Here is an 18,692-nt window from a genome sequence, read left to right on the forward strand (position 1 = left end):
GACCACCGGGGCACCCTCCCGCCACCGTCGAACCCGACCGTCGGCAACTCCCCGATCACCAGGGCGCGACCCGATAGTCCTTGAGGAAGCACCCGAACACCGGCTCGCCCCGCTCCCCGCGCACGATGGGGTCGTACACCCGGGCCGCGCCGTCGACGATGTCCAACGGCGTGCGGAACCCGGCGGCCGCGACCCGCGCCTTGCCCGGGAGCGGCTTCTCGTCGGTGATCCAGCCCGTGTCCACGCTGCTCAGGTACACGCCGTGGGCGGCCAGATCCTCGGCGCTGGTTCGGGTCAGCATGTTCAACGCGGCCTTGGCCATGTTCGTGTGCGGATGCCCGGGCGACTTGTACGCCCGCCCGAACTGGCCCTCCACCGCCGACACGTTGACGATGTAGCGCCGCTCGCGCGCACTCGCGCGCAGCAGCGGCAGCAGCCGGCCGACCAGCACGAACGGCGCCGTGACGTTGACGAGTTGCACTTCCAGCAGTTCCACCGGATCCACCTCGTCGACCCGTTTGGACCACGAGTTGGCGACGGCCCGGTCGGGAATCAGCCCCGCCGCGTCCGGCTCGACCCGAGCCGGCTCCGCGCCCGGCGGCGTCCCGGCCGGGTCCCACCCGTCGGCGGGCCACCGGTCTAGCGCGAACGACCCGGCCCCGGACGCGAACTCGAACGCGCCCGGCCCCAGCGCGGCCCGCTCGGCCGCCAACAACGGCGCGTACGCCGACGCCGGTCGACGGATCGTCTGCGCCGCGTTGTTGACCAGGATGTCGAGCGGGCGCCCCTCGGCCACCAGTCGATCGCACCACGCCACCAGGCCGCCGAGGTCGCGCAGGTCGATCGCGTGCACGTGCAGTCGATGCGCCCACGCGTCGTGGTCCGGCGCGGCGGCGAACCGCTCGTGCGTGTCGTGCGGGAAGCGCGACGTCACGATCACCTCCGCGCCGTCGCGCAGCAGTTTGAGCACCAGCTCGTGGCCGATCTTGACCCGGCCGCCGGTGACCAGCGCCCGTCGCCCGGTCAGGTCGGTGCGCGCGTGGCGTCGTTGCCGGTTCTCCACCGCGCACGCGGGGCACAGCCGGTGGTAGAAACCGTCGACCCGCCGGTAGGGCTGTTTGCAGACGTAGCAGCGCAGGCCCATCTCGACCACGCCCACGCACGAGGGCAGTCCGGTGTCGTCCAGCGCACGGTCCTCGATCCGGTCGGCGGCGCCCAGCGCGGTGCGCTCGGTCACCTCGGTGCGCTCCCGGGTGCGCAGCGCGCGCTGCTCGGCCCGGCGGCGATGGCGCCCGGAACGCACGAAGGACGCGAGCGCCTGCTCGATCCGTCGCCGCTCGGGTGCCTCCGGAGCCAGGTCCGACAGCGCGCCGAGGACGGCGAGGCAGTCCTCGAGGGATGGCAAGTCGGCGCGGGTGTCCGGGTCGTTCATGAGGTTCCCCCGAGGGACGTGCGGCGGATCCGGCGGCCGGCCCTATGGCTCCGCGGGATCCGCGAAGCGGGCGTCAACCGGGTGCACTTGCGGCTCCCATCGGTGTACTCCCTTCGCGGGCGGATCATGGGCGCGCTGCCGACGAAGCGTCGGGTCGGCACGTCGGCGGTTCGCCGACGGATCGTCAGGTTAGCGAGCTGCCGACCCGGCGGTCACCGGCTTTTCCCCGCGCTCCCGCGCTCCCCGGCCGCGCTCAGGCTTCCCGACGGGGCTGGTCCCGACCGTCCACGACGGCGCGCAGCAGGTCGAGTTCGGACACCGAGCCGGGTTCGCCGCCGACCGCCACCAGTCGGTTCGCGGCGCGTTGCAGCTCCGCGTTGACCGGGGTCGGCACGCCGTGCAACCGGCCGAGCCGAACGATCTCGCCGTTGAGGTAGTCGGTCTCGATGCCGCCGGTGTGGCGGTACAGGCTCTGCCAGGACGAGCCGCCCGGCCGCCGTTCGCCGCGCACCGGGCGTACCTGCACGAGCGCGCTCACCGGCGCGAACTCGGCGTGGATGCCGGCCGAGAAGAGCACCGTACGGGCCTCGTCCATGGCCAGTCGGTCCAGGTTCCCGCCGCGCGCGTTCGGGCCGCACAGCGCCTCGACCGCGTTGCCCAGGTTGGTCACCAGCTTGCCGTACTTGTACGCGGTGATGTCCTCGTACACCTCGGAGCCGTAGCCGGCGCCGGACAGGACACGTGACACCTGGGCCGCGAACGCGTCCCGACCGCGCGGATGGCGGCCGATGTCGAGCACCCCCGTCACCGGCGACGAGTAGGTGCGCACCACGCCCGGTTCGAGGAAGGCGGTCGGGCACGCGACCAGCACGCCGTACACGTTCGCGAACAGGCGCAGCGCGGTGTCCTCGTTGCTCACCCCGTTCTGGGCGCACAGGATCGGCACTCGCGAATCGGCGTATCGGGCCAGCTCGCGCAGCGCGCCGGCGGTGTCCTGGGACTTCACGCACAACACCACCGCGTGCACCCGGGCCCAGTCCACGAGCGAATCCAACGTGGCGATGTCGGTCACCGCGTCGAGCCGCACCACGTCCTCACGGTCCGGGGACTGGACCCGCAGCCCGTGCGCGCGGATGGCGTCGACGTGGGCGCGTCGGCCCACCAGGTGCACGTCGTGCCCCGCCTGCGCGAGGCGAGCACCGAGGACGCTGCCGATTGCCCCGGCCCCCAGGACTACAAATCGCATGGCCGATCCCTCCCCGACACGAGAGGCCATCCAAACACGTCCCGGCAGCGCCGTGGGGCCCGCGAGGCCACCGGTTTCCGGCCGGCGGCGCGGCTCGTCACGCGCGGGCGAGGCGGTGGGTGCGGCTCGTGGTCAGGTCGACGCCCACGCCGGCACGTACCCACCCCCTCGTTGTCCGGACCCGGACCCGCCGGACGGCGCCGGTACACGGCGTGCCGCCGGAACGTGTTGAATGGACGTGTGCGGCTCGCCGTCCACGACGGTGCGCCCGCCGCGCGGTTCGAAGCCGCGCCGGGTGAACCAGTCCGCGCTGCGCGCGTACACGTCGGAGATCACCGGGCGCGGGCCCGCCAGGACCAGGGCGTGTCGCACCAGGACGGTGGCGTGTCCCTGTCTGCGGTGCGACAACAACGTGCACACGCGACCCATCCGCAACAGGCCGTCCCCCTCCTCGGTCAGGCGCAGCGTGGACACCGCCACCCCGTCCTGTTCCGCCCACAGGTGCGCGGTACCGGGTTCGATGTCACGGCCGTCGGGATCGAGCCAGGGCTGCCGGCGTGCGACCACGAATACCCGGCTGCGCAGCGACAACAGCCGATACAGACTCGCGGCGTCGATTTCGCCCGCAGTTCCGTAGAAGTACGACACGTCCATATGCGGCAGGGTGGCACCGCGAGCGCGCCGTCGGGTGATTTGGATCTGCCACGCGGGCAACGCGCGGATGAACTCTTGTCGTCCAACCGGCAGCGTCCCGAGCCGGTGCCGGCCCCGTCCCGAACGGGTACCGGGTGATCCACGTGGCAAATATCCCACTGCGTCACGGCCCCCGGGCGTGGAAGACTCGCGGGGTCGCCCGCCCACACCGTGCACCCGAGGATCGCGCGGGCGATTGCCCTGCGAGGAGGAGATATCCAGGTGAGCGTCGAAGAGTTGTCGCAGCCACAACATCGTCCGTTGCCCGAGGTGCGCCAATCGGGGAAGCTCGCGGACGTCTGTTACGACATCCGCGGCCCGGTCCTCGACGAGGCGAAACGCCTGGAGGACGAGGGGCACCGGATCCTCAAGCTGAACATCGGCAACCCGGCCCCGTTCGGCTTCGAGGCACCCGACGAGATCCTGCACGACATGATCCGCAACCTGCCGACCGCGCAGGGTTACTCGGACTCCAAGGGCGTCTTGTCCGCCCGCCGAGCGGTGGTGCAGCACTATCAGACCCGCGGCATCGAGGGTGTCGACGTCGACGACGTCTACCTGGGCAACGGCGTGTCCGAGCTGATCGTGATGGCTCTGCAGGCGCTGTTGAACAACGGCGACGAGGTGCTCGTGCCGATGCCGGACTACCCGCTGTGGACGGCCGCGGTGAGCCTGTCCGGCGGTTCGCCGGTGCACTATCTGTGCGACGAGGGTGCGGAGTGGTACCCCGACCTCGACGACATCGCGGCCAAGATCACCGACCGCACCCGCGCGATCGTGGTGATCAATCCGAACAACCCGACCGGCTCGGTCTACCCGAAGCCGATCCTGGAAGGCATCGTCGATCTCGCCCGCCGGCACGGACTCCTCCTCCTCTCCGACGAGATCTACGACAAGATCCTCTACGACGACGCCGTGCACATCCCGCTGGCCTCGCTCGCGCCGGACCTGCTGTGCCTGACCTTCAACGGCCTGTCCAAGGCATACCGGGTGGCCGGCTTCCGCTCCGGCTGGCTGCTGCTGTCCGGTCCCAAGCGGCACGCGGCCAGTTACATCGAGGGCCTGAACATCCTGGCCAACATGCGCCTGTGCGCGAACGTGCCCTCGCAGCACGCGATCGCCACCGCGCTGGGCGGCTCCCAGAGCATCAACGACCTGATCCTGCCCGGCGGCCGGTTGCACGCCCAGCGCGACGCCGCGTACGAGGCGCTGATCTCGATCCCGGGGGTGACCTGCGTCAAGCCCAAGGGGGCGTTGTACGCGTTCCCGCGGATCGACCCGGACGTGTGCAAGATCGTCGACGACGAGAAGTTCGTCTTCGACCTGCTCCAGAGCCGGCGGATCCTGGTCGTGCAGGGCACCGGATTCAACTGGCACCAGCCGGACCACTTCCGGGTGGTGACGCTCCCCCAGGTCGAGGACCTGACCGACGCGATCACCCGGATCGGCGACTTCATCGGCTCCTACAGCCAGTGAGCCGCGGGGCGTTTCCCGCCCCCGCACGGGCCCGGCGTCGCATCGGCGCCGGGCCCGCCCGCTCAGCCCAGGAGCGGGCGCACGGCCAACTTCCTGACGTGCGGCACGACCAGCTCGCCGAACGCGGCGGTCTGCTCCAGGTACCGCGCCCGCGACGTGGCCGGCAGCGTCAGCGTCACCCCGGTCACCCCGGCCGCGGCCTGCTCGGTCAGGTCGGCGACGATCGCCTCGTGATCGATGCCGTCGCCGTCGAACATGCTCATCCCGCGCGGCATGAAGGTGACGTCGATCGGGTCGGTACGGCCCACCGAGGCCGCGTACTCGCGGGCGTAGTCCAGCCGCGCCGCCAGGTCGGCCAGCGTCTCCAGGCCCGGGGTCTTGAGGTATTTGGACGCGCCCGCCGGGGCCGGCATCGGCAGCCAGCCGTCGCACAGGTCCACCACCCGGCGGATCGCCCGCTTGCTGTTGCCGCCCACCCAGATCGGGATCCGCGGCTGCGCCGGGCGCGGGCGCATGGTGTTGCCGCCCACGCTCTCCCCGGTCCACGCCGCGCGCATCGCCCGCAGCGCGTCGTCCAGCACGTCGTTGCGGTTCGCGTAGTCGGCGCCCAGCGCGGCGAACTCCGGCTCCAGGTAGCCCGCACCCACGCCCAGGATCACCCGTCCGCCGGACAGCGCGTCCAGCGAGGAGACCATTTTCGCGGACAGGTACGGATTGCGGTACGCCGGTACGAACAGGTTGGTGTGCAGCCGCAGCCGGGTGGTGGCCGCCGCCGCGAAGGACAGCGTGACCATCGGGTCGAGCGTGTGATGGCCGCCGTGGGCGAGCCACTGGTCGCCGGGGAACGGATGGTCGGTGGTGAAGACCGCGTCGAACCCGGCGGACTCGGCCGCGCGGGACATCTCCATCACGGCCTCGGCGCTGATCAGATCGGCGCCGGCCTCCACCAGGTGTGTGGGCAGTCCGAGCGAAAGGAACATGGCGGCAACGTAGCAGCGACCTGACGCATCGTCAGTAACCGCTGCCACAAAGGTCATCCGCCGTAGCTGGTGGTCGGCGGCTTGGCCGCGCCCAGGGCCGCGCGCAACCACTTGTCGTAGAGCGCCTGCCACTGACCGTTGCTCTTCACCTGCTCCAGCACGCCGTTGAGGAAGCGCAGGAAATCGGTCTGCCCCTTGGGTATCGCGATGCCCTTGACCTCCTCCACCGCGGTCGGCCCGACCACCTCCAGCCACGGGTCCTGCTCGCGCAGGCTCTCCAGGAGCGACGCGTTGGTGTACGCCGCCGCCACCCGGCCCTCCTGGAGCGCGACCAGGCAGTCGGTGCGGTCCGCGACCGCGTACACCCGGGCCTTGGACTCGGCCACGCGACGCTCGGGCGTGGTGTTCGAGGACACACACACGTACTTGCCGGCCAGATCGGCCAGGCTCGTCACCTTCGTGCCCTTGGGCACCAGGAAACGCAGCGCGTCGTCCAGGTACACGCCGGAGAATTCCACCTGTTGGCGGCGCTCGCAGGTGATGGTCATCGCGTCCACGACCATGTCCACCTCGCCGCCGACCAGGACGTCGATCCGGCGGCCCGGCGGGATGGTCACGAACCGAATCCGGTCGGCGTCGCCGAAGATCGCCTTGGCCACCTCTCGGGCCAGGTCTATGTCGAAGCCCTCCAGCGCCCCGGTGCTCGGGTTGCGTGCGGCGAACATCCGGGTGTTCTGGTCCACGCCGACCACCAGCCGACCCCGGTCCTGGATCGCCCGCATCGTCGAACCGGCCGGCATCGCGCCCGCCCGGCCCGGCGTGGTCGGCGTCAGGCTCCGACTCGGGTCGCACGGCGGCGCCGGGACCGGGGGCGCGAGCACCGGATCGGGCACACCCACCTCGATCGGGCTGTATCGGGCCGGCGGCTCGGACCGCGGGTCGGTCCCGGCCGAGCCCCCCATCCCGCACGCGGCCGTCAGGAGCACGAGGGTCAGGGCCGCCACTCGACGTGACGCTGCATCAAATCTTTTGGGCCACACGGGATGCAGCATCGCAGGTGGGGGTTCCGCAGGAATGAGGGCGTTCCCTCATCCCGACGCGCGGGGCCGGCTGCGACCGTCCGGGGCCGCGGGGCGGATAGCGTGACCCCGCACGCGATCGCCCGCGACGCGCCCGTCGACGGAAGGACAACCACCCATGAGTCCCCAGACATTCGCCGAGCTGACCGGCCCGGCGGCAAGGACCTTCGACGAGGTGCTGCGCCGCAACCCCGGCGAGCCCGAGTTCCACCAGGCGGTGCACGAGGTGTTGGAGAGCCTCGCCGCGGCGCTGACCAGGCGTCCCGAACTCGCCGACGCGGCGCTCCTGGAGCGGCTCGTGGAGCCCGAACGCCAGGTGTTGTTCCGGGTGCCGTGGACCGACGACTCCGGACGGGTGCGGGTCAACCGCGGCTTTCGGATCGAGTTCAACGGCGCGCTCGGGCCGTACAAGGGTGGGCTGCGCTTCCATCCCTCGGTCAACCTGAGCGTGGTCAAGTTCCTCGGCTTCGAACAGATCTTCAAGAACGCCCTCACCGGGCTGGGCATCGGCGGCGGCAAGGGCGGTTCGGACTTCGATCCGAAGGGCCGCTCGGACGCCGAGGTGATGCGCTTTTGCCAGTCGTTCATGACCGAGCTGTACCGGCACCTGGGCGAGCACACCGACGTGCCGGCGGGCGACATCGGCGTCGGCGGGCGGGAGATCGGCTACCTGTTCGGCCAGTACCGGCGGATCACCAACCGGTACGAGTCCGGCGTGCTCACCGGCAAGGGCCTGGGCTGGGGCGGGTCGCAGGTGCGCACCGAGGCGACCGGCTACGGCTGCGTGTACTTCCTGGCCGAGATGTTGCGGGTGCGCGGCGACGACCTGGTCGATCGCCGTGCGGTGGTCTCCGGTTCGGGCAACGTGTCGATCTTCGCCATCGAGAAGGCCCGCGAACTCGGCGCCCGGGTCGTGGCGGCGTCCGACTCGGCCGGCTACATCGTCGACGACAAGGGCATCGACCTGGACCTGCTCAAGGAGATCAAGCTGGAGCGGCGCGGGCGGATCGCGGAATACGCGGACCGGGTGCCGCACGCGCGCTACGTGTCCGGCGGCTCGGTCTGGGAGGTCCCGTGTGATGTCGCGCTGCCCTGTGCGACGCAGAACGAGCTCTCCGGTGCGGCTGCCACGCACCTGGTCAAGCACGGTCTGATGGCGGTCGCCGAGGGTGCCAACATGCCGTGCACACCGGACGCGGTGCACGTCTTCCAGGCGGCGGGCGTGCCGTTCGCCCCGGGCAAGGCGGCGAACGCGGGCGGCGTGGCCACCTCGGCGCTGGAGATGGCGCAGAACGCCGCGCGCACGTCGTGGAGCTTCGCCGACACCGACGCCCGACTGGGCGCGATCATGCGCGACATCCACGCCACGTGCCTGGAGACGGCCGCCGAGCACGGCCACGAGGGCGACTACGTGCTGGGCGCCAACGTGGCCGGCTTCCTGCGGGTCGCCGAGGCGATGACCGCCTTCGGCGTGGTGTGACCGGGTAGTCCCCGCTTCGTTGCCCTCGCCCGACGGTCAGTACCGGTCGGGCGAGGGCTCCGCGCCGACCGTGCGGCGGAACACCTGGCGCGAGCCGCCCTCCGGACCCGGCTCGGCCGGTTCGGCGGCGACGAAACCGAGCGACGCGTAGAACGCGCGGGAACCACCCTCGATCGCACCGGGGTGGTCCGCCCCGAAGGTGATCAACTCGATGCTGCCCGGCCCGCGCACAAAGCGCCGCGTGGCCTGCGCCATCAGCGCCCGGCCCACACCGCGGCCCCGGGCGGCCGCGGAGACCACCAGCCAGTGCACGTGATGCACCGGCGGTTCGACGCCGAAGAGCAGGCCGCCGAGCAACCCGGGCCGCCCCGCGTCCTCCCGGACCACGAGTGCCAGGCCGGCCGCGATGTGTGCGTCCAGTGCGGCGTGGAAGCCGGGCTCGTCCACCATCGGCCCGAACCAGTGCTCCACCTCGGCGGCCAGGGTCAGGAAGCCGGGCCGGTCGGCCTCGTGTGCGAGTGCGACGATCATCGGAGCAGTCTGGCAGTGCCGATCGCGCGACCGGACGGTGCGGGCCGCACCTCGCAGCGCCGCCCGCGACCGGGCGAAAAGCGTTGGCCGGGTCGCCGCGCCCGCTGTTACGTTCGACGGGTCACGTCCGCTCAGCGCGGACGTCCACCCCTTTCCGAAATCAGGTGTTGATGCCCGTGACCGCGCCGAGCGCGCCTCATCCGACCGCGGCCGGATCCGGCGTCGGGAATCCTCCCGACCGCCGCTGATCCCCCGGTGGGCCCACCGACCCGTCCGCGTTTACTGCGGCGGGCCGTGTGCACGGCCCCTCCCGAGAGCGCTCGGCGCTTCCTTGCTGCCTTTGCTTCCGCCTCCGGCAAGGAGATTTCCGAGTGTCCACCGCCAACCACAACTCCGGTAGACAGCACACCGTCCCACCGCGTACCGACACCTTCGACTGTGTCCGCTGCGGCCTCACCGTGACCACGGTCGACCCCGCCGGCGGCCGGCGCAACCACTGCCCGAGCTGCCTGCACTCGCGGCACGTCCTCGACCGGGTCGAGGGCGGCCCGTCCGAATGCCTGGCGCGGATGTCGCCGATCTCGATCGCGGTGTTGCGCAGCGGCGACTGGATGGTCGTGCATCGGTGCATCCGGTGCGACGAACTGACCTCGAACGCGATCGCGCCGGACGACAATCAGCTCATCCTGATCCGGATGGCCGTCCGGCCACTGGCCCACCCCCCGTTCCCGCTCGAAGTGTTCGGGGAGTGGTGACGATGGCCCGACGCAAACCGGCGGGTCGGCGCCCGCAGCGGTACAAGGACGTCACGCACCGGCGGACCGGGCGCGGCGACGCCTTCCGCTGCGTGGGTTGTCGGCTCGACGTACCGTTGCTCGCGCCCGGCACGGCGCATCGCAACCACTGTCCGCACTGCCTCACCAGCCTGCACCTCGATCGCCGCGTCCCGGGCGATCGGGCGGCCGACTGCCGGGGTCGGATGAGCGTGCTCAGCATGTCCGTTCGGGCGGACGGCGAGTGGCAGCTGATCCACCAGTGCCAGTCCTGCGGGGTGCTGGGCGCGAACCGGATCGCGGGCGACGACAACCCGCTCGCGCTGATCCGGCTGGCGATGCGCCCGCTGACCGATCCGACCCGCCCGATCCGCGCGTTGCTCACGCTGTGACAGGACCGGGTGCCGGTCGAGTCGACGTCGACTCGACCGGCACCCGGGCCGCCGTCAGTCCATCCCGGTTCGACCCGGGGACCAGAAGGGCTTGGTGAGCACCGAGCGGCGGTCCCAGCCGTGGTCGGCGACGAGCCGGTCGCGGACCAGCTTGACCGTCTTCGCCTCCCCCGCCACATAGGCGATGCCGGGTGTCGCCGGCAGCGCCAGCCGGCCGACCGCCTCGGCCAGCGGCGCCGAGGACGCCGCCGACGCGGTGCCTCGGGTCAGCCAGGTGAGCCGCTCGGCGTGCGGGATCGGCAGCCGGTCGGCCTCGGTCGCGGTCTCGATCACTCCGTACACGTTCACCGCCGGACCCACCGCCGCGATCATCGCGCCCAGGGCCACCGACGCGGTCTCCTCACCGACGAACACGTGGTACGGCGCGTCCGGCCGCAGCACGAAGCCGCCCTCGGGCCGGCCGAACCGCACCCGGTCGCCGGGCCGCGCCGCCCGACCCCACGCGGCTCCCGGCCCGGGGCCGCCGTCGTGGTCCAGCACGCACAGGTCCAGCGTCCCGGCCGTCGAGTCGTTGCCCCACACCGAGTAGGTGCGCAGCAGATTGCCCGCGCCCTGCCGCCAACCGGCCATCGTGAGCACGTCGTTCACATGTACCCGGACCTGTTGCCCGGGCCGGCAGGTCAGTCCGCGCAGCGCGTCGTCGCCGATCCGGATCCGCCGCATCCGGGCCGCGATCTCCTCGGTCTCCACGATCGTGCCGGTCAGGAACACCCGGTCCAACAGTCGGCCCACCGGCCCGCGCCGCCGACTCGTCACCCCACTCACGCCGCACCGCCCGAGCCCGCCGGGGTGGCGAGGGCACCCGCTCGGTCCCGATAGCCCCTGGCGACCACCGCCGTGGCCACCAGCAGCAGGCCGCCGACGACCAGGAAGCCCACCGACATCGCGTCGGTGAACGAGTCCACGACGTGGGCGTGCTCCGCGCCCCGGGTGCCGGACAGTGCCGCGGCCGGTCGGCCGGAGAATCGCACGGCCAAAACGGTGCCGAACACCGCGACCCCCAACGCGGCGCCGATCTCGCGCGCGGCGGTGTTCAGTCCCGAGCCCAACCCGGCCTGATGAGGCGGGAGTTCGGAGACCACCCCGAAGGAGAGCGCGGGCGCGCACAGCCCCATGCCGGCGGACAGGATCAACAGGTACCCGGCGTACACCGCGTACGGGGTGTGTGCGTCCACACTCGCCATGCACAACAGCCCGATCCCGATCAGACTCAGCCCGAACACCACCAACGCACGTGTGCCGTAGCGCTGTTGGGCCTTGACCGCGACCTTGGGCGCGAGCGCCATGCCGATCGTCAGCGGAACGATGGCGAAGCCGGTGCGCAGCGCCGAGAAGCCCTTCACGTATTGCAGGTACTGGGCGTTGATGAAGAACAGCGAGAACAGCCCGAAGAAGCTCGCGCCGATCCCGAGCACACCGGCACGCAACTTGGCGGACTTGAACACGCGCGGGTCGAGCAGCGGGTGTTCCGCGCGCAACGCGTGCAGCACGAAGCCGGCCAGCAGCAGGCCGCCGAGCGCGAAGCCGCCGAGCACATGAGCGGAAACCCAGCCGAACTCCGGGCCCTCGATGATCCCGTACAACACCGCGACCAGGCCGGTGACCAGCAGTGCGGATCCGATCGGGTCGAGCGCGGCCGGGTGGGTCGCGGTCCGCGGGGTCACCCACTGCACGAGCACGGCGAGCACCGCGGCGAGCGGGACCATGATCCAGAACAGGCCCTGCCAGGGCAGGTATTCCTGGACCAGGCCGCCGCCCACGTTGCCGAGCAGACCACCCAGGCCGACCGCCAGGGTCCAGGACGCCATCGCCTGCGGCCGGCGTTCGGCGGGGAAGACGTGCATCAGGATGGACATGGTCGCGGGCATGATCAGCGCGGCGCCCGCGCCGGAGACACCGCGACCGACGATCAGCGTGGCCGAGTTCGTGGCGAGCGCGCTGACCACGGCGCCGGCGGCGAACACACCGAGCCCGGCGAGCAGCGCGCCCTTGCGGCCGTAGCGGTCGCCCAGCGCGCCGGCGGGAATGAGCAGTCCGGCGAAGACGATCACGTACGCGTCGACGATCCACAGGATGTTGTCGGCGGACGGATGCAGCCCGGACGCGGCCAGTTGCGGGATGGCCAGGTTGATCGCGGCGACCATGCTCTGCGCGACCAGCACGCAGGCGCACATCGCGATCAGTACGGCGCGCGACGCGCCGGCACGGTCGGGTTCGGCGCGACCGGCGCGAGGCGCCGACGTGGCCGGGACGGTCGTGGACATGGGTCCCCCAGGAGGAGCCGACTGACGAGGAAGAGAGGTGATGCGGGGACTGCGTGTCCGGACCTCTTCACCGTAGGGTGGAGCGTCGATTGACTCCAGTGCATGTTTTGCATGGGAAGGATGCGTGTGACGCAATCGGGGCTGGATCTCAACCTGCTCACCGCGCTGGACGCGCTCCTGGAGGAGTGCAGCGTCTCCGGCGCGGCGCAGCGCATGCACCTGTCCGAACCCGCGATGAGCCGTACCCTCGGCCGGATCCGCAAGGCGCTGGGCGATCCGATCCTGGTCCGGGCCGGCCGCTCGATGGTGCCCACTCCGCACGCGCTGGCCATCCGGGCCGAGGTGCGCATCATCGTGGAGCGCGCCCGGACCCTGTTCACCACCGCCCGCGAGGTGGATCTGCGCACCCTGTCCCGCACCTTCACCGTGCTCTCGCACGACGCCTTCACCGCGGCGCGCGGCGCGCTGCTGTTCGCGCGCGCGGCCCGGGAGGCACCCGGGGTGCGACTGAAGTTCCTCGCGGAGAGCCACGTGGACACCCCGGCGCTGCGCGAGGGGGTCGCCGACCTGGAGGTGGGCGTGATCGACACCGTCTCGCCGGAGGTGCATACCGAGCACCTCTTCGACGACCGCATGGTCGCGTGCGTCCGGGTCGGTCACCCGCTGCTGAACGGTCGGTGCACCCCCGAGCGGTTCGCCGCCGCCGAGCACCTGATCGTCTCGCGCCGGGGCAAGCTGCACGGACCGATCGACGCCGCGCTCGCCGAACTGGGGCTGACCCGCCGGGTGGTGGGCACCGTACCGACCTTCCCGTCCTCGCTGTTCGTGCTGCGCGCCGGCGACCTGGTCGGCCTGATCGCGGGCCAACTCGCCACGATGGTCGAGGAGGTGGGGCTGCGCACCTTCGAGGTGCCGCTGGACCTGCCGCCGCTGCCGATGGGCCTGGCCTGGCATCCGCGCAACAACGCCGATCCCGGGCACGCGTGGCTGCGCGAGTGTATGCGCGACGTGATGACGCAGCCGGCCGAATGAACGTGCGGCTCCGTGCGGGTCGGCCGGCGAGCTTCACCGGCGCCGGCCGCGGCCGGTACGGGTCAGCCTTCGAGCTTCATCAGTTCCACCCGGGTCCCGTCCGGGTCGGCCAGGAAGACCAGCTCGGTCGAGCCGGTTTCGCCGGGCAGACTGGCCCGCGTGTCGGGCAGCAGCGTGCCGCCGTGCTCGACCAGGCGAGCCGCGGCGGCGTCCACGTCCTCGACGATGAAGGACAGGTGGGTCAGCCCGAGCTGATTGCGTCGCCGCGACGGCGCGCCCAGCGGGTCCGGCGAGGCGTAGTGCAGCAATTCCACGACCATGCCCGCCTTGGCGATCATCTGCGACACCAGGCGCACATCCCCCTCGACCTCCAGGGTGTGGGCGACCTCGTTGCCCACGTCGTAGCGCGTCACCGGGGCGAAGCCCAGGCCGTCGCAGTAGAACCGCAGGGACCGGTCCAGATCGGTGACGCACAGACCCAGGTGGGACGCGTTGTAGCTGATGGCCTCGGACATGGTGCGACTCCCGGCTTTACTGACGGCGCGTCAGATCGGTTGGTGTCCGCACGCTAGCAACGGCGGGCCCAATGATCCACCGCCGTTTTCCACCGACCCACGCGGCGCCGAGCCGCGCCGCCGACCGGCCCGGACCCGACCGCCGACCCGCGCCCGACTCAGTCGGCGACCAGATCGCCCTCCAGCACCGTGACCGCCCGTCCGGACAACCGCACCCGGTCGCCGACCAACTCCACGCCGACCGTGCCGCCGCGCGCCGACAGTTGCGCGCCGGTCAGCCGCCTGCGGTCCAGCCGCGGCGCCCAGTACGGTCCGAGCACACAGTGCGCCGACCCGGTGACCGGGTCCTCGGCGATGCCCACCGAGGGCGCGAACACCCGCGAGACGAAGTCGGCCCGACCCTCCCCCGCGGCGGTGACGATCAGTGCCCGGTACGGCAGCGTGGCGATCAGCTCCAGGTCGGGGTCCACCGCCCGCACCACCGCCTCGGACGCCACCTCCACCAGCAGATCGTCACCGCCGGCGGCCACCCGGACCGGCTCGACCCCCAGCGCCAGGCCCAGTTCGGCCGGCACCGGCACCTCGCGCGGCGGCAGCGCGGGGAAGTCCAGGAGCACGCCGTCGCTGTCCAGGGTCGCGGTGAGCACTCCGCTGCGGGTCGCGAAGCGGATCCGTGAAGTACTCGCCGGGCCCTGCCCGAACAACACGTGCGCGGTCGCCAGGGTCGCGTGCCCACACAGGTCCACCTCGGTCAGCGGGGTGAACCAGCGCAGCGCGAAGTCCGCGTCCACACCCGCCGCCGGCACCGCGAACGCGGTCTCGGAATGCCGCAGCTCGGCCGCGACCGACTGCATCCAGGCGACGTCGTCGGCATGCGCGGAATCGGGCAGACACACGCCCGCCGGATTGCCGCGGAACGGTCGATCGGTGAACGCGTCCACGATGAAGATCCGCATGACGCTCACGCTACCGGGCGGCGACGAACACGAGGGCGAACCCACGACCACCCGAACCACACGACGCCACCGAACGCGAGCGTGCCCAGGCCCACCAACAGCCACGGCCACCAGCTCACGTCCACCCGTTCGTCGCCCCGATAGAGCAGATCCTCGCCGGACACCTCCGGCCGCAGTTCGAGCCGGGTGTTCGGGAGGTGCTCCTTGAACGACTCGGCCAGCGGCGAGTGCACCTCGCCGACCACCCGCGCCCTGGCCTCGTAGTGGCCCGCGTCCGCCCACATGCCGTCGGTGCGATGTGTGCGCGCGGCGAGGTTGACCGAGAAGTAGACGGGTACGCCCGGCGCCAACAGCGGCGCACCGTCCTTGAGGCCGACCACCCCCACCCCGTCCACCCGCAACCGGGTGACCTGGAGCGGGACCCGGGCCGTGGTCGCCACCAGCCGCAGGCACAACTCGCGGCCCGAGGACAGGTCGAGCCGGGTGTTCGGCGGCACCGGTTGGAACGTCCGGCAGTCCAGCGCGTCCGGCTGCTCGGCCGGCGGCCGCAACCAGGTCGCCTGCACGCCCCGATCCTTGTCCGCCGCCACGATCCGGGCGGCGCTGCGCAGTTGCAGGCCGGTACGGGCCTGGGCCAGGCCGGCGCCCGGGTCGGCCGGGTTGTCGCGCAGGACACGCGTGTCCGGCAACACCCGCTGCAGGGCCGGTCCCGCGCTGCTGTCGCTCGCCAACGGGATCGCGAAGCCCGCGACCGTGCGGCCCTCCTCGCCGAGCCGGTCGAAGTCCTTGCGCAGGTCCGGGCCGACCGCGTCGCGGGCCGCGTCCGAGAGCAGCAGTACCCCGTTCACCGAGTTCGGCGCGGACGTGCGCAGCACGGTCAGCGCCCGGTCGAGCGCCGCGTGCAGATCGGCGGGTTCCGGCGCCCGATTCGCCGGCGGGGCGCCCGCCGGGTCGCCCTCCGACGCGGCACCGGCCTGCGGGGCGGGCAACCGGGCGGCCATCGCGACCGGATCGGCGACCGGTTCGAGGCCGTTGCCGTACTCGGTCGCGGTGGTGTCGAAGCTGATCAGCGAGACCCGATCGAAGGGGGAGAGCCGGCCCAGGAACGTGGTCGTCGCGCTCTTGACCGCGGCGTAGCGGCCGGTGCGCCTCATCGACTCCGAGGCATCGACCAGAATCACGTAGTTCGCCCCCTCCCGATCGGCGCCCAGGCTCGCGATCAGCCGCTCGGCGCCGTACGGATCGGGTGGTTCGGCGGCGATCGCCGAGGCCGGCCGGCCGACCGCCGCGGCGTCGTGCGCGGGGGCCGCGGCCCACAGCGCGAGCAGGGTCAACACCACCGCGACGGCGAGCGCGCGCGGCCCCTCGCCGTGTTTGAGCGCGGCCCGCAGTTGTTTCAGGTGGCGGCGGAACGCGTCGAACTCGTCCTGTTCGCGCTCGACGATCAGCAGTGCGGCCTCCGGCCCCCAACTGTGCGCGGCGATCAGCACCCGGATCGCCCGCAGTTCCTCGCGGGCCCGGGCCGAGGTCGGTCCGCGGGCGGTCAGTTCGCGTTCCAGGTGGGGCAGCAGCAGGTCGCGTTCGCGGTCGCTCGCGCCCTGCCACCAGCGACCGACCTCGTGCACGTACAGGTCACGGCGCGCCCGGGCCGGGCCGTCGACGATCTCGCCCGCCCATACCCGGGCCGCCGCGTCGGCGTCCGCCCCGCGCAGCGCGTCGCGGAACCAGCCGCTCGCGGCGCGCGCGGCCAGTTCCGGGCGGGCCCGGGCGACCGCCGCCCACCACGCATTGTCCAGCCCGGGCAGTTCGGCGAGGCGGGCGTCGGCGAGCACCGCGTCCGCGACCGCGGCGGTGACCGCCGGATCGCCGGCCCGGACCAGTTCGCCGAGCAGTTCGGCGGTGACCGGCACGGCACGCAGCAACGCGGCGATCCAGCCGGCGAACCGCCCCCGGGCGACCGGCTCGTGCCGCAGCGCCAGCAGGTCCGCCGCGACGTACGGCCCGTCCGCGGGCGGGCCGCCCAGCGCGAGCCGCAGCACGTCGGCGCGTACCCGGGCCGCGACCGGGGCTCCGGCACCCAGCGGGGTCTCCAGGAGTGCGGCCAGGCCCTGGGCGGCCGGATCCGCACGGCGGTCGGTGAGCGGGACCAGCGTCGGCCACAGGTCGTGCAGGACGGCGGCGATCGTGGCGGGGTCGGTGTGCCCGGCCACCCGCAGGGTGAACACCGCCTCGGCACTGGGTATCTCGGCCGTCCGCAACCGCTCGCCCGCCAACAGCGCGTACGGCGCGAGCCATTCGGGCGCGCGGTCGTCCCACGGCCGGATCACCTCCAGCCACGCGCGCAGATCCGTGCCCGAGGTGTCCAGGAGTCGGCGCAACACCACCGGGTGGTTCCACAGCGCGTCGTAGAGCGCGGGCACGTCCGTGGTCGGCGTCGGGCCCAGCAGTCGGCACAGGTCGGCGACCAGCGCCTCCGGCGAGACCGAATCGGCATCGGCCCGGCCGGCGACGTCCGTCGCCGGGTCCGGGCCGCGCGGGTCCGGGCCCCGCGAGTCCGGGCCCCGCGAGGCCCGCAGCGCGGTGCCGGCGGGCGGGGTCGCACCGGCCAGTAGCGGTGGGACCGGGCCGAGCAGGACGTGCACCAGCCGATCCCCCCGGCCCGCCGCCACGGCCGTGTTCCAGCCGACCGCCAATCCCGCCGGCCGGGCCCGCAGCGCGGCGGCCATGTCCCGGGTCACCTCGTCGCCGTCCTCCGCCCGCCAACGCTCGGCGATCGGCGCGGCCAACGTGGTGTCCCCGCTCAACAACCGGTCCAGGATCGACGCGGGGCGGACCGCCACCGCCGGTGCCCGTGCCGCGGCGGCACCCACGAACTCCGCGGCCGAGCGCCGCCCGTCGGCGCCCTCGCCGTCCCCGGCGGCCCGGGCACCCGCCTCGGCGAGCAGCCCGAGCAGGTGGTCCCCGGCGGCGGGCGTGCCGGGTTCGTGCAGCGTCGCGAGCGCGGCGATCAGCGGGTCGAGCCCCACCCGGCGGCGCAGCGTGGTCAGTTCGCCCAGGTAGGCACGGGCCGCGGGCAGGTCGGGCAGGTCGGGCATGCCGTCCAGGGCGACCCGCACGGTGCCGGGCGCGGGCACCCGGCCGAAGGCCAATCGGGGTCGCAGTCGCCCGGTGGCGCCCATCGAGGTCGCGAAGCGCAGCCCGGCGCGGCAGCCGTACGGCAACAACGCGGCCACCCGGTCCAGGAGTTCCAGCCGACCCCGGGTGTCCAGGCGCTCCGCGCCGGTGATCACCACCGGGCCGGCCAGGACCGCGGCCGCGACACCCGCGAGCCATTCGAAGTCGCCCGCCCGGACGCCGACCTCGGCCGGCGAACCGGGCAGCCGCACCCGCAGCGGTCGCTCCCGGTCGGTGGGCAGTTCGATGCCGCGAAAGGCGAGCCACAGTGCGGTGTAGCCGGCCGCGGCGGCGGCGATCTCGGCGTACGGCGCGGTGAAGTAGCGAACCCCGTCCGTATCGCGCAGGGTCATCGCGACGAACGGGTCCTCGCGTCCGGTACTGGTCAGGCCCACCCACCCGGGCGGCGCGTATTCGTCGAGGGTGGGTCGCACCAGCCGCTCGAAGTGTGCCCGCCGTTCCGGCCCCGCGCTGCACGCCGGCACCCGACCGTCGTGGTACCAGGCCCAATGCGCCCGCAGCGTGCCCGCGGTCTCGCGGGGGCGGTCGTGTCGGTCGGTCGCGTCCACGTGGGCCCTTCTGTGCGCGGGGTGCCGGTCGGGATCGGGA

General features: G+C 72.6%; 16 protein-coding genes. 5 read left to right on the forward strand and 11 right to left on the reverse strand.

All coding sequences use genetic code 11. The annotated features are described in order from the left end of the window. Nucleotides 1-55: 55 nt before the first annotated feature. The 3 genes from ACH4U8_RS19755 to ACH4U8_RS19765 form a co-directional block, all read right to left on the reverse strand. Entirely contained in the window at nucleotides 56-1,432 is a 1,377-nt protein-coding gene (locus tag ACH4U8_RS19755) for an SDR family NAD(P)-dependent oxidoreductase (RefSeq protein WP_395779025.1), read from the reverse strand. 253 nt (nucleotides 1,433-1,685) lie between these two features. Further along, on the reverse strand, nucleotides 1,686-2,678 hold the full coding sequence (locus ACH4U8_RS19760) for a 2-dehydropantoate 2-reductase (protein WP_360306125.1): 993 nt from the start codon (nucleotides 2,676-2,678) through the stop codon (nucleotides 1,686-1,688). A gap of 132 nt (nucleotides 2,679-2,810) precedes the next feature. Beyond that, nucleotides 2,811-3,332 carry a GNAT family N-acetyltransferase gene (locus ACH4U8_RS19765; RefSeq protein ID WP_395779027.1) on the reverse strand — a complete coding sequence of 174 codons (522 nt, stop codon included), beginning with the start codon at nucleotides 3,330-3,332 and terminating at the stop codon, nucleotides 2,811-2,813. A 300-nt stretch (nucleotides 3,333-3,632) separates the two neighbouring features. Between ACH4U8_RS19765 and ACH4U8_RS19770 the strand changes: the two genes are divergently transcribed. After that, complete coding sequence (locus ACH4U8_RS19770) at nucleotides 3,633-4,847, forward strand: pyridoxal phosphate-dependent aminotransferase (RefSeq protein WP_395779524.1); 1,215 nt, start codon at nucleotides 3,633-3,635, stop codon at nucleotides 4,845-4,847. Between the two features lie 62 nt (nucleotides 4,848-4,909). On the opposite strand, the gene ACH4U8_RS19775 is transcribed toward ACH4U8_RS19770, so the two are convergent. Together ACH4U8_RS19775 and ACH4U8_RS19780 are read right to left on the reverse strand one after the other, a co-directional pair. Then, the gene (locus tag ACH4U8_RS19775) at nucleotides 4,910-5,827 is read right to left on the reverse strand and encodes an LLM class F420-dependent oxidoreductase (protein WP_395779029.1); all 918 of its coding nucleotides are present in this window, start codon (nucleotides 5,825-5,827) and stop codon (nucleotides 4,910-4,912) included. Between the two features lie 53 nt (nucleotides 5,828-5,880). Continuing rightward, nucleotides 5,881-6,831 (reverse strand): glutamate ABC transporter substrate-binding protein, encoded by a 951-nt coding sequence (locus ACH4U8_RS19780; protein WP_360306131.1) that lies wholly within the window; start codon nucleotides 6,829-6,831, stop codon nucleotides 5,881-5,883. A 193-nt stretch (nucleotides 6,832-7,024) separates the two neighbouring features. Here ACH4U8_RS19780 and gdhA point away from each other — a divergent pair, with 193 nt between their 5' ends. Beyond that, nucleotides 7,025-8,386 carry an NADP-specific glutamate dehydrogenase gene (gene gdhA, locus ACH4U8_RS19785; RefSeq protein ID WP_395779031.1) on the forward strand — a complete coding sequence of 454 codons (1,362 nt, stop codon included), beginning with the start codon at nucleotides 7,025-7,027 and terminating at the stop codon, nucleotides 8,384-8,386. Nucleotides 8,387-8,422: 36 nt separating this feature from the next. Here the strand turns inward: gdhA and ACH4U8_RS19790 are convergent, their stop codons facing one another. Continuing rightward, nucleotides 8,423-8,917, reverse strand: a complete 495-nt coding sequence (locus ACH4U8_RS19790; RefSeq protein ID WP_395779033.1) for a GNAT family N-acetyltransferase — start codon at nucleotides 8,915-8,917, stop codon at nucleotides 8,423-8,425. Between the two features lie 371 nt (nucleotides 8,918-9,288). Here ACH4U8_RS19790 and ACH4U8_RS19795 point away from each other — a divergent pair, with 371 nt between their 5' ends. Further along, on the forward strand, nucleotides 9,289-9,672 hold the full coding sequence (locus tag ACH4U8_RS19795; protein ID WP_379992578.1) for an RNHCP domain-containing protein: 384 nt from the start codon (nucleotides 9,289-9,291) through the stop codon (nucleotides 9,670-9,672). Nucleotides 9,673-9,674: 2 nt separating this feature from the next. Further along, the gene (locus ACH4U8_RS19800) at nucleotides 9,675-10,082 is read left to right on the forward strand and encodes an RNHCP domain-containing protein (RefSeq protein ID WP_360306139.1); all 408 of its coding nucleotides are present in this window, start codon (nucleotides 9,675-9,677) and stop codon (nucleotides 10,080-10,082) included. Between the two features lie 54 nt (nucleotides 10,083-10,136). Here the strand turns inward: ACH4U8_RS19800 and ACH4U8_RS19805 are convergent, their stop codons facing one another. Both ACH4U8_RS19805 and ACH4U8_RS19810 read right to left on the reverse strand, forming a co-directional pair. Further along, nucleotides 10,137-10,907: a siderophore-interacting protein gene (locus ACH4U8_RS19805; protein ID WP_360306141.1), complete on the reverse strand. Its 771-nt coding sequence runs from the start codon at nucleotides 10,905-10,907 to the stop codon at nucleotides 10,137-10,139. Beyond that, nucleotides 10,904-12,406 carry an MFS transporter gene (locus ACH4U8_RS19810; RefSeq protein ID WP_395779035.1) on the reverse strand — a complete coding sequence of 501 codons (1,503 nt, stop codon included), beginning with the start codon at nucleotides 12,404-12,406 and terminating at the stop codon, nucleotides 10,904-10,906. The genes ACH4U8_RS19805 and ACH4U8_RS19810 overlap by 4 nt, the downstream gene beginning before the upstream one ends. A gap of 120 nt (nucleotides 12,407-12,526) precedes the next feature. On the opposite strand from ACH4U8_RS19810, the gene ACH4U8_RS19815 reads away from it, so the two are divergent. Then, nucleotides 12,527-13,438, forward strand: a complete 912-nt coding sequence (locus ACH4U8_RS19815; RefSeq protein WP_395779037.1) for a LysR family transcriptional regulator — start codon at nucleotides 12,527-12,529, stop codon at nucleotides 13,436-13,438. 62 nt (nucleotides 13,439-13,500) lie between these two features. Here the strand turns inward: ACH4U8_RS19815 and ACH4U8_RS19820 are convergent, their stop codons facing one another. From ACH4U8_RS19820 to ACH4U8_RS19830, 3 genes are all read right to left on the reverse strand, one after another. Beyond that, nucleotides 13,501-13,953: a VOC family protein gene (locus tag ACH4U8_RS19820; protein ID WP_360306145.1), complete on the reverse strand. Its 453-nt coding sequence runs from the start codon at nucleotides 13,951-13,953 to the stop codon at nucleotides 13,501-13,503. 158 nt (nucleotides 13,954-14,111) lie between these two features. Next, on the reverse strand, nucleotides 14,112-14,909 hold the full coding sequence (locus ACH4U8_RS19825; protein WP_395779039.1) for a PhzF family phenazine biosynthesis protein: 798 nt from the start codon (nucleotides 14,907-14,909) through the stop codon (nucleotides 14,112-14,114). Nucleotides 14,910-14,914: 5 nt separating this feature from the next. Continuing rightward, complete coding sequence (locus ACH4U8_RS19830; protein ID WP_395779041.1) at nucleotides 14,915-18,652, reverse strand: VWA domain-containing protein; 3,738 nt, start codon at nucleotides 18,650-18,652, stop codon at nucleotides 14,915-14,917. Nucleotides 18,653-18,692 lie beyond the last annotated feature (40 nt).

The sequence above is a fragment of the Embleya sp. NPDC020886 genome (assembly GCF_044333915.1).
GTDB lineage: Bacteria > Actinomycetota > Actinomycetes > Streptomycetales > Streptomycetaceae > Embleya.

Excerpts from the sequence above, each read along its gene's own strand:
- ACH4U8_RS19820 (WP_360306145.1), bottom strand. The coding sequence starts at position 13,953 with ATGTCCGAGGCCATCAGCTACAACGCGTCCCACCTGGGTCTGTGCGTC.
- ACH4U8_RS19765 (WP_395779027.1), bottom strand. The coding sequence starts at position 3,332 with ATGGACGTGTCGTACTTCTACGGAACTGCGGGCGAAATCGACGCCGCG.
- ACH4U8_RS19800 (WP_360306139.1), top strand. The coding sequence starts at position 9,675 with ATGGCCCGACGCAAACCGGCGGGTCGGCGCCCGCAGCGGTACAAGGAC.
- ACH4U8_RS19790 (WP_395779033.1), bottom strand. The coding sequence starts at position 8,917 with ATGATCGTCGCACTCGCACACGAGGCCGACCGGCCCGGCTTCCTGACC.
- ACH4U8_RS19825 (WP_395779039.1), bottom strand. The coding sequence starts at position 14,909 with ATGCGGATCTTCATCGTGGACGCGTTCACCGATCGACCGTTCCGCGGC.
- ACH4U8_RS19775 (WP_395779029.1), bottom strand. The coding sequence starts at position 5,827 with ATGTTCCTTTCGCTCGGACTGCCCACACACCTGGTGGAGGCCGGCGCC.
- ACH4U8_RS19815 (WP_395779037.1), top strand. The coding sequence starts at position 12,527 with ATGCGTGTGACGCAATCGGGGCTGGATCTCAACCTGCTCACCGCGCTG.
- ACH4U8_RS19810 (WP_395779035.1), bottom strand. The coding sequence starts at position 12,406 with ATGTCCACGACCGTCCCGGCCACGTCGGCGCCTCGCGCCGGTCGCGCC.
- ACH4U8_RS19755 (WP_395779025.1), bottom strand. The coding sequence starts at position 1,432 with ATGAACGACCCGGACACCCGCGCCGACTTGCCATCCCTCGAGGACTGC.
- gdhA (WP_395779031.1), top strand. The coding sequence starts at position 7,025 with ATGAGTCCCCAGACATTCGCCGAGCTGACCGGCCCGGCGGCAAGGACC.
- ACH4U8_RS19760 (WP_360306125.1), bottom strand. The coding sequence starts at position 2,678 with ATGCGATTTGTAGTCCTGGGGGCCGGGGCAATCGGCAGCGTCCTCGGT.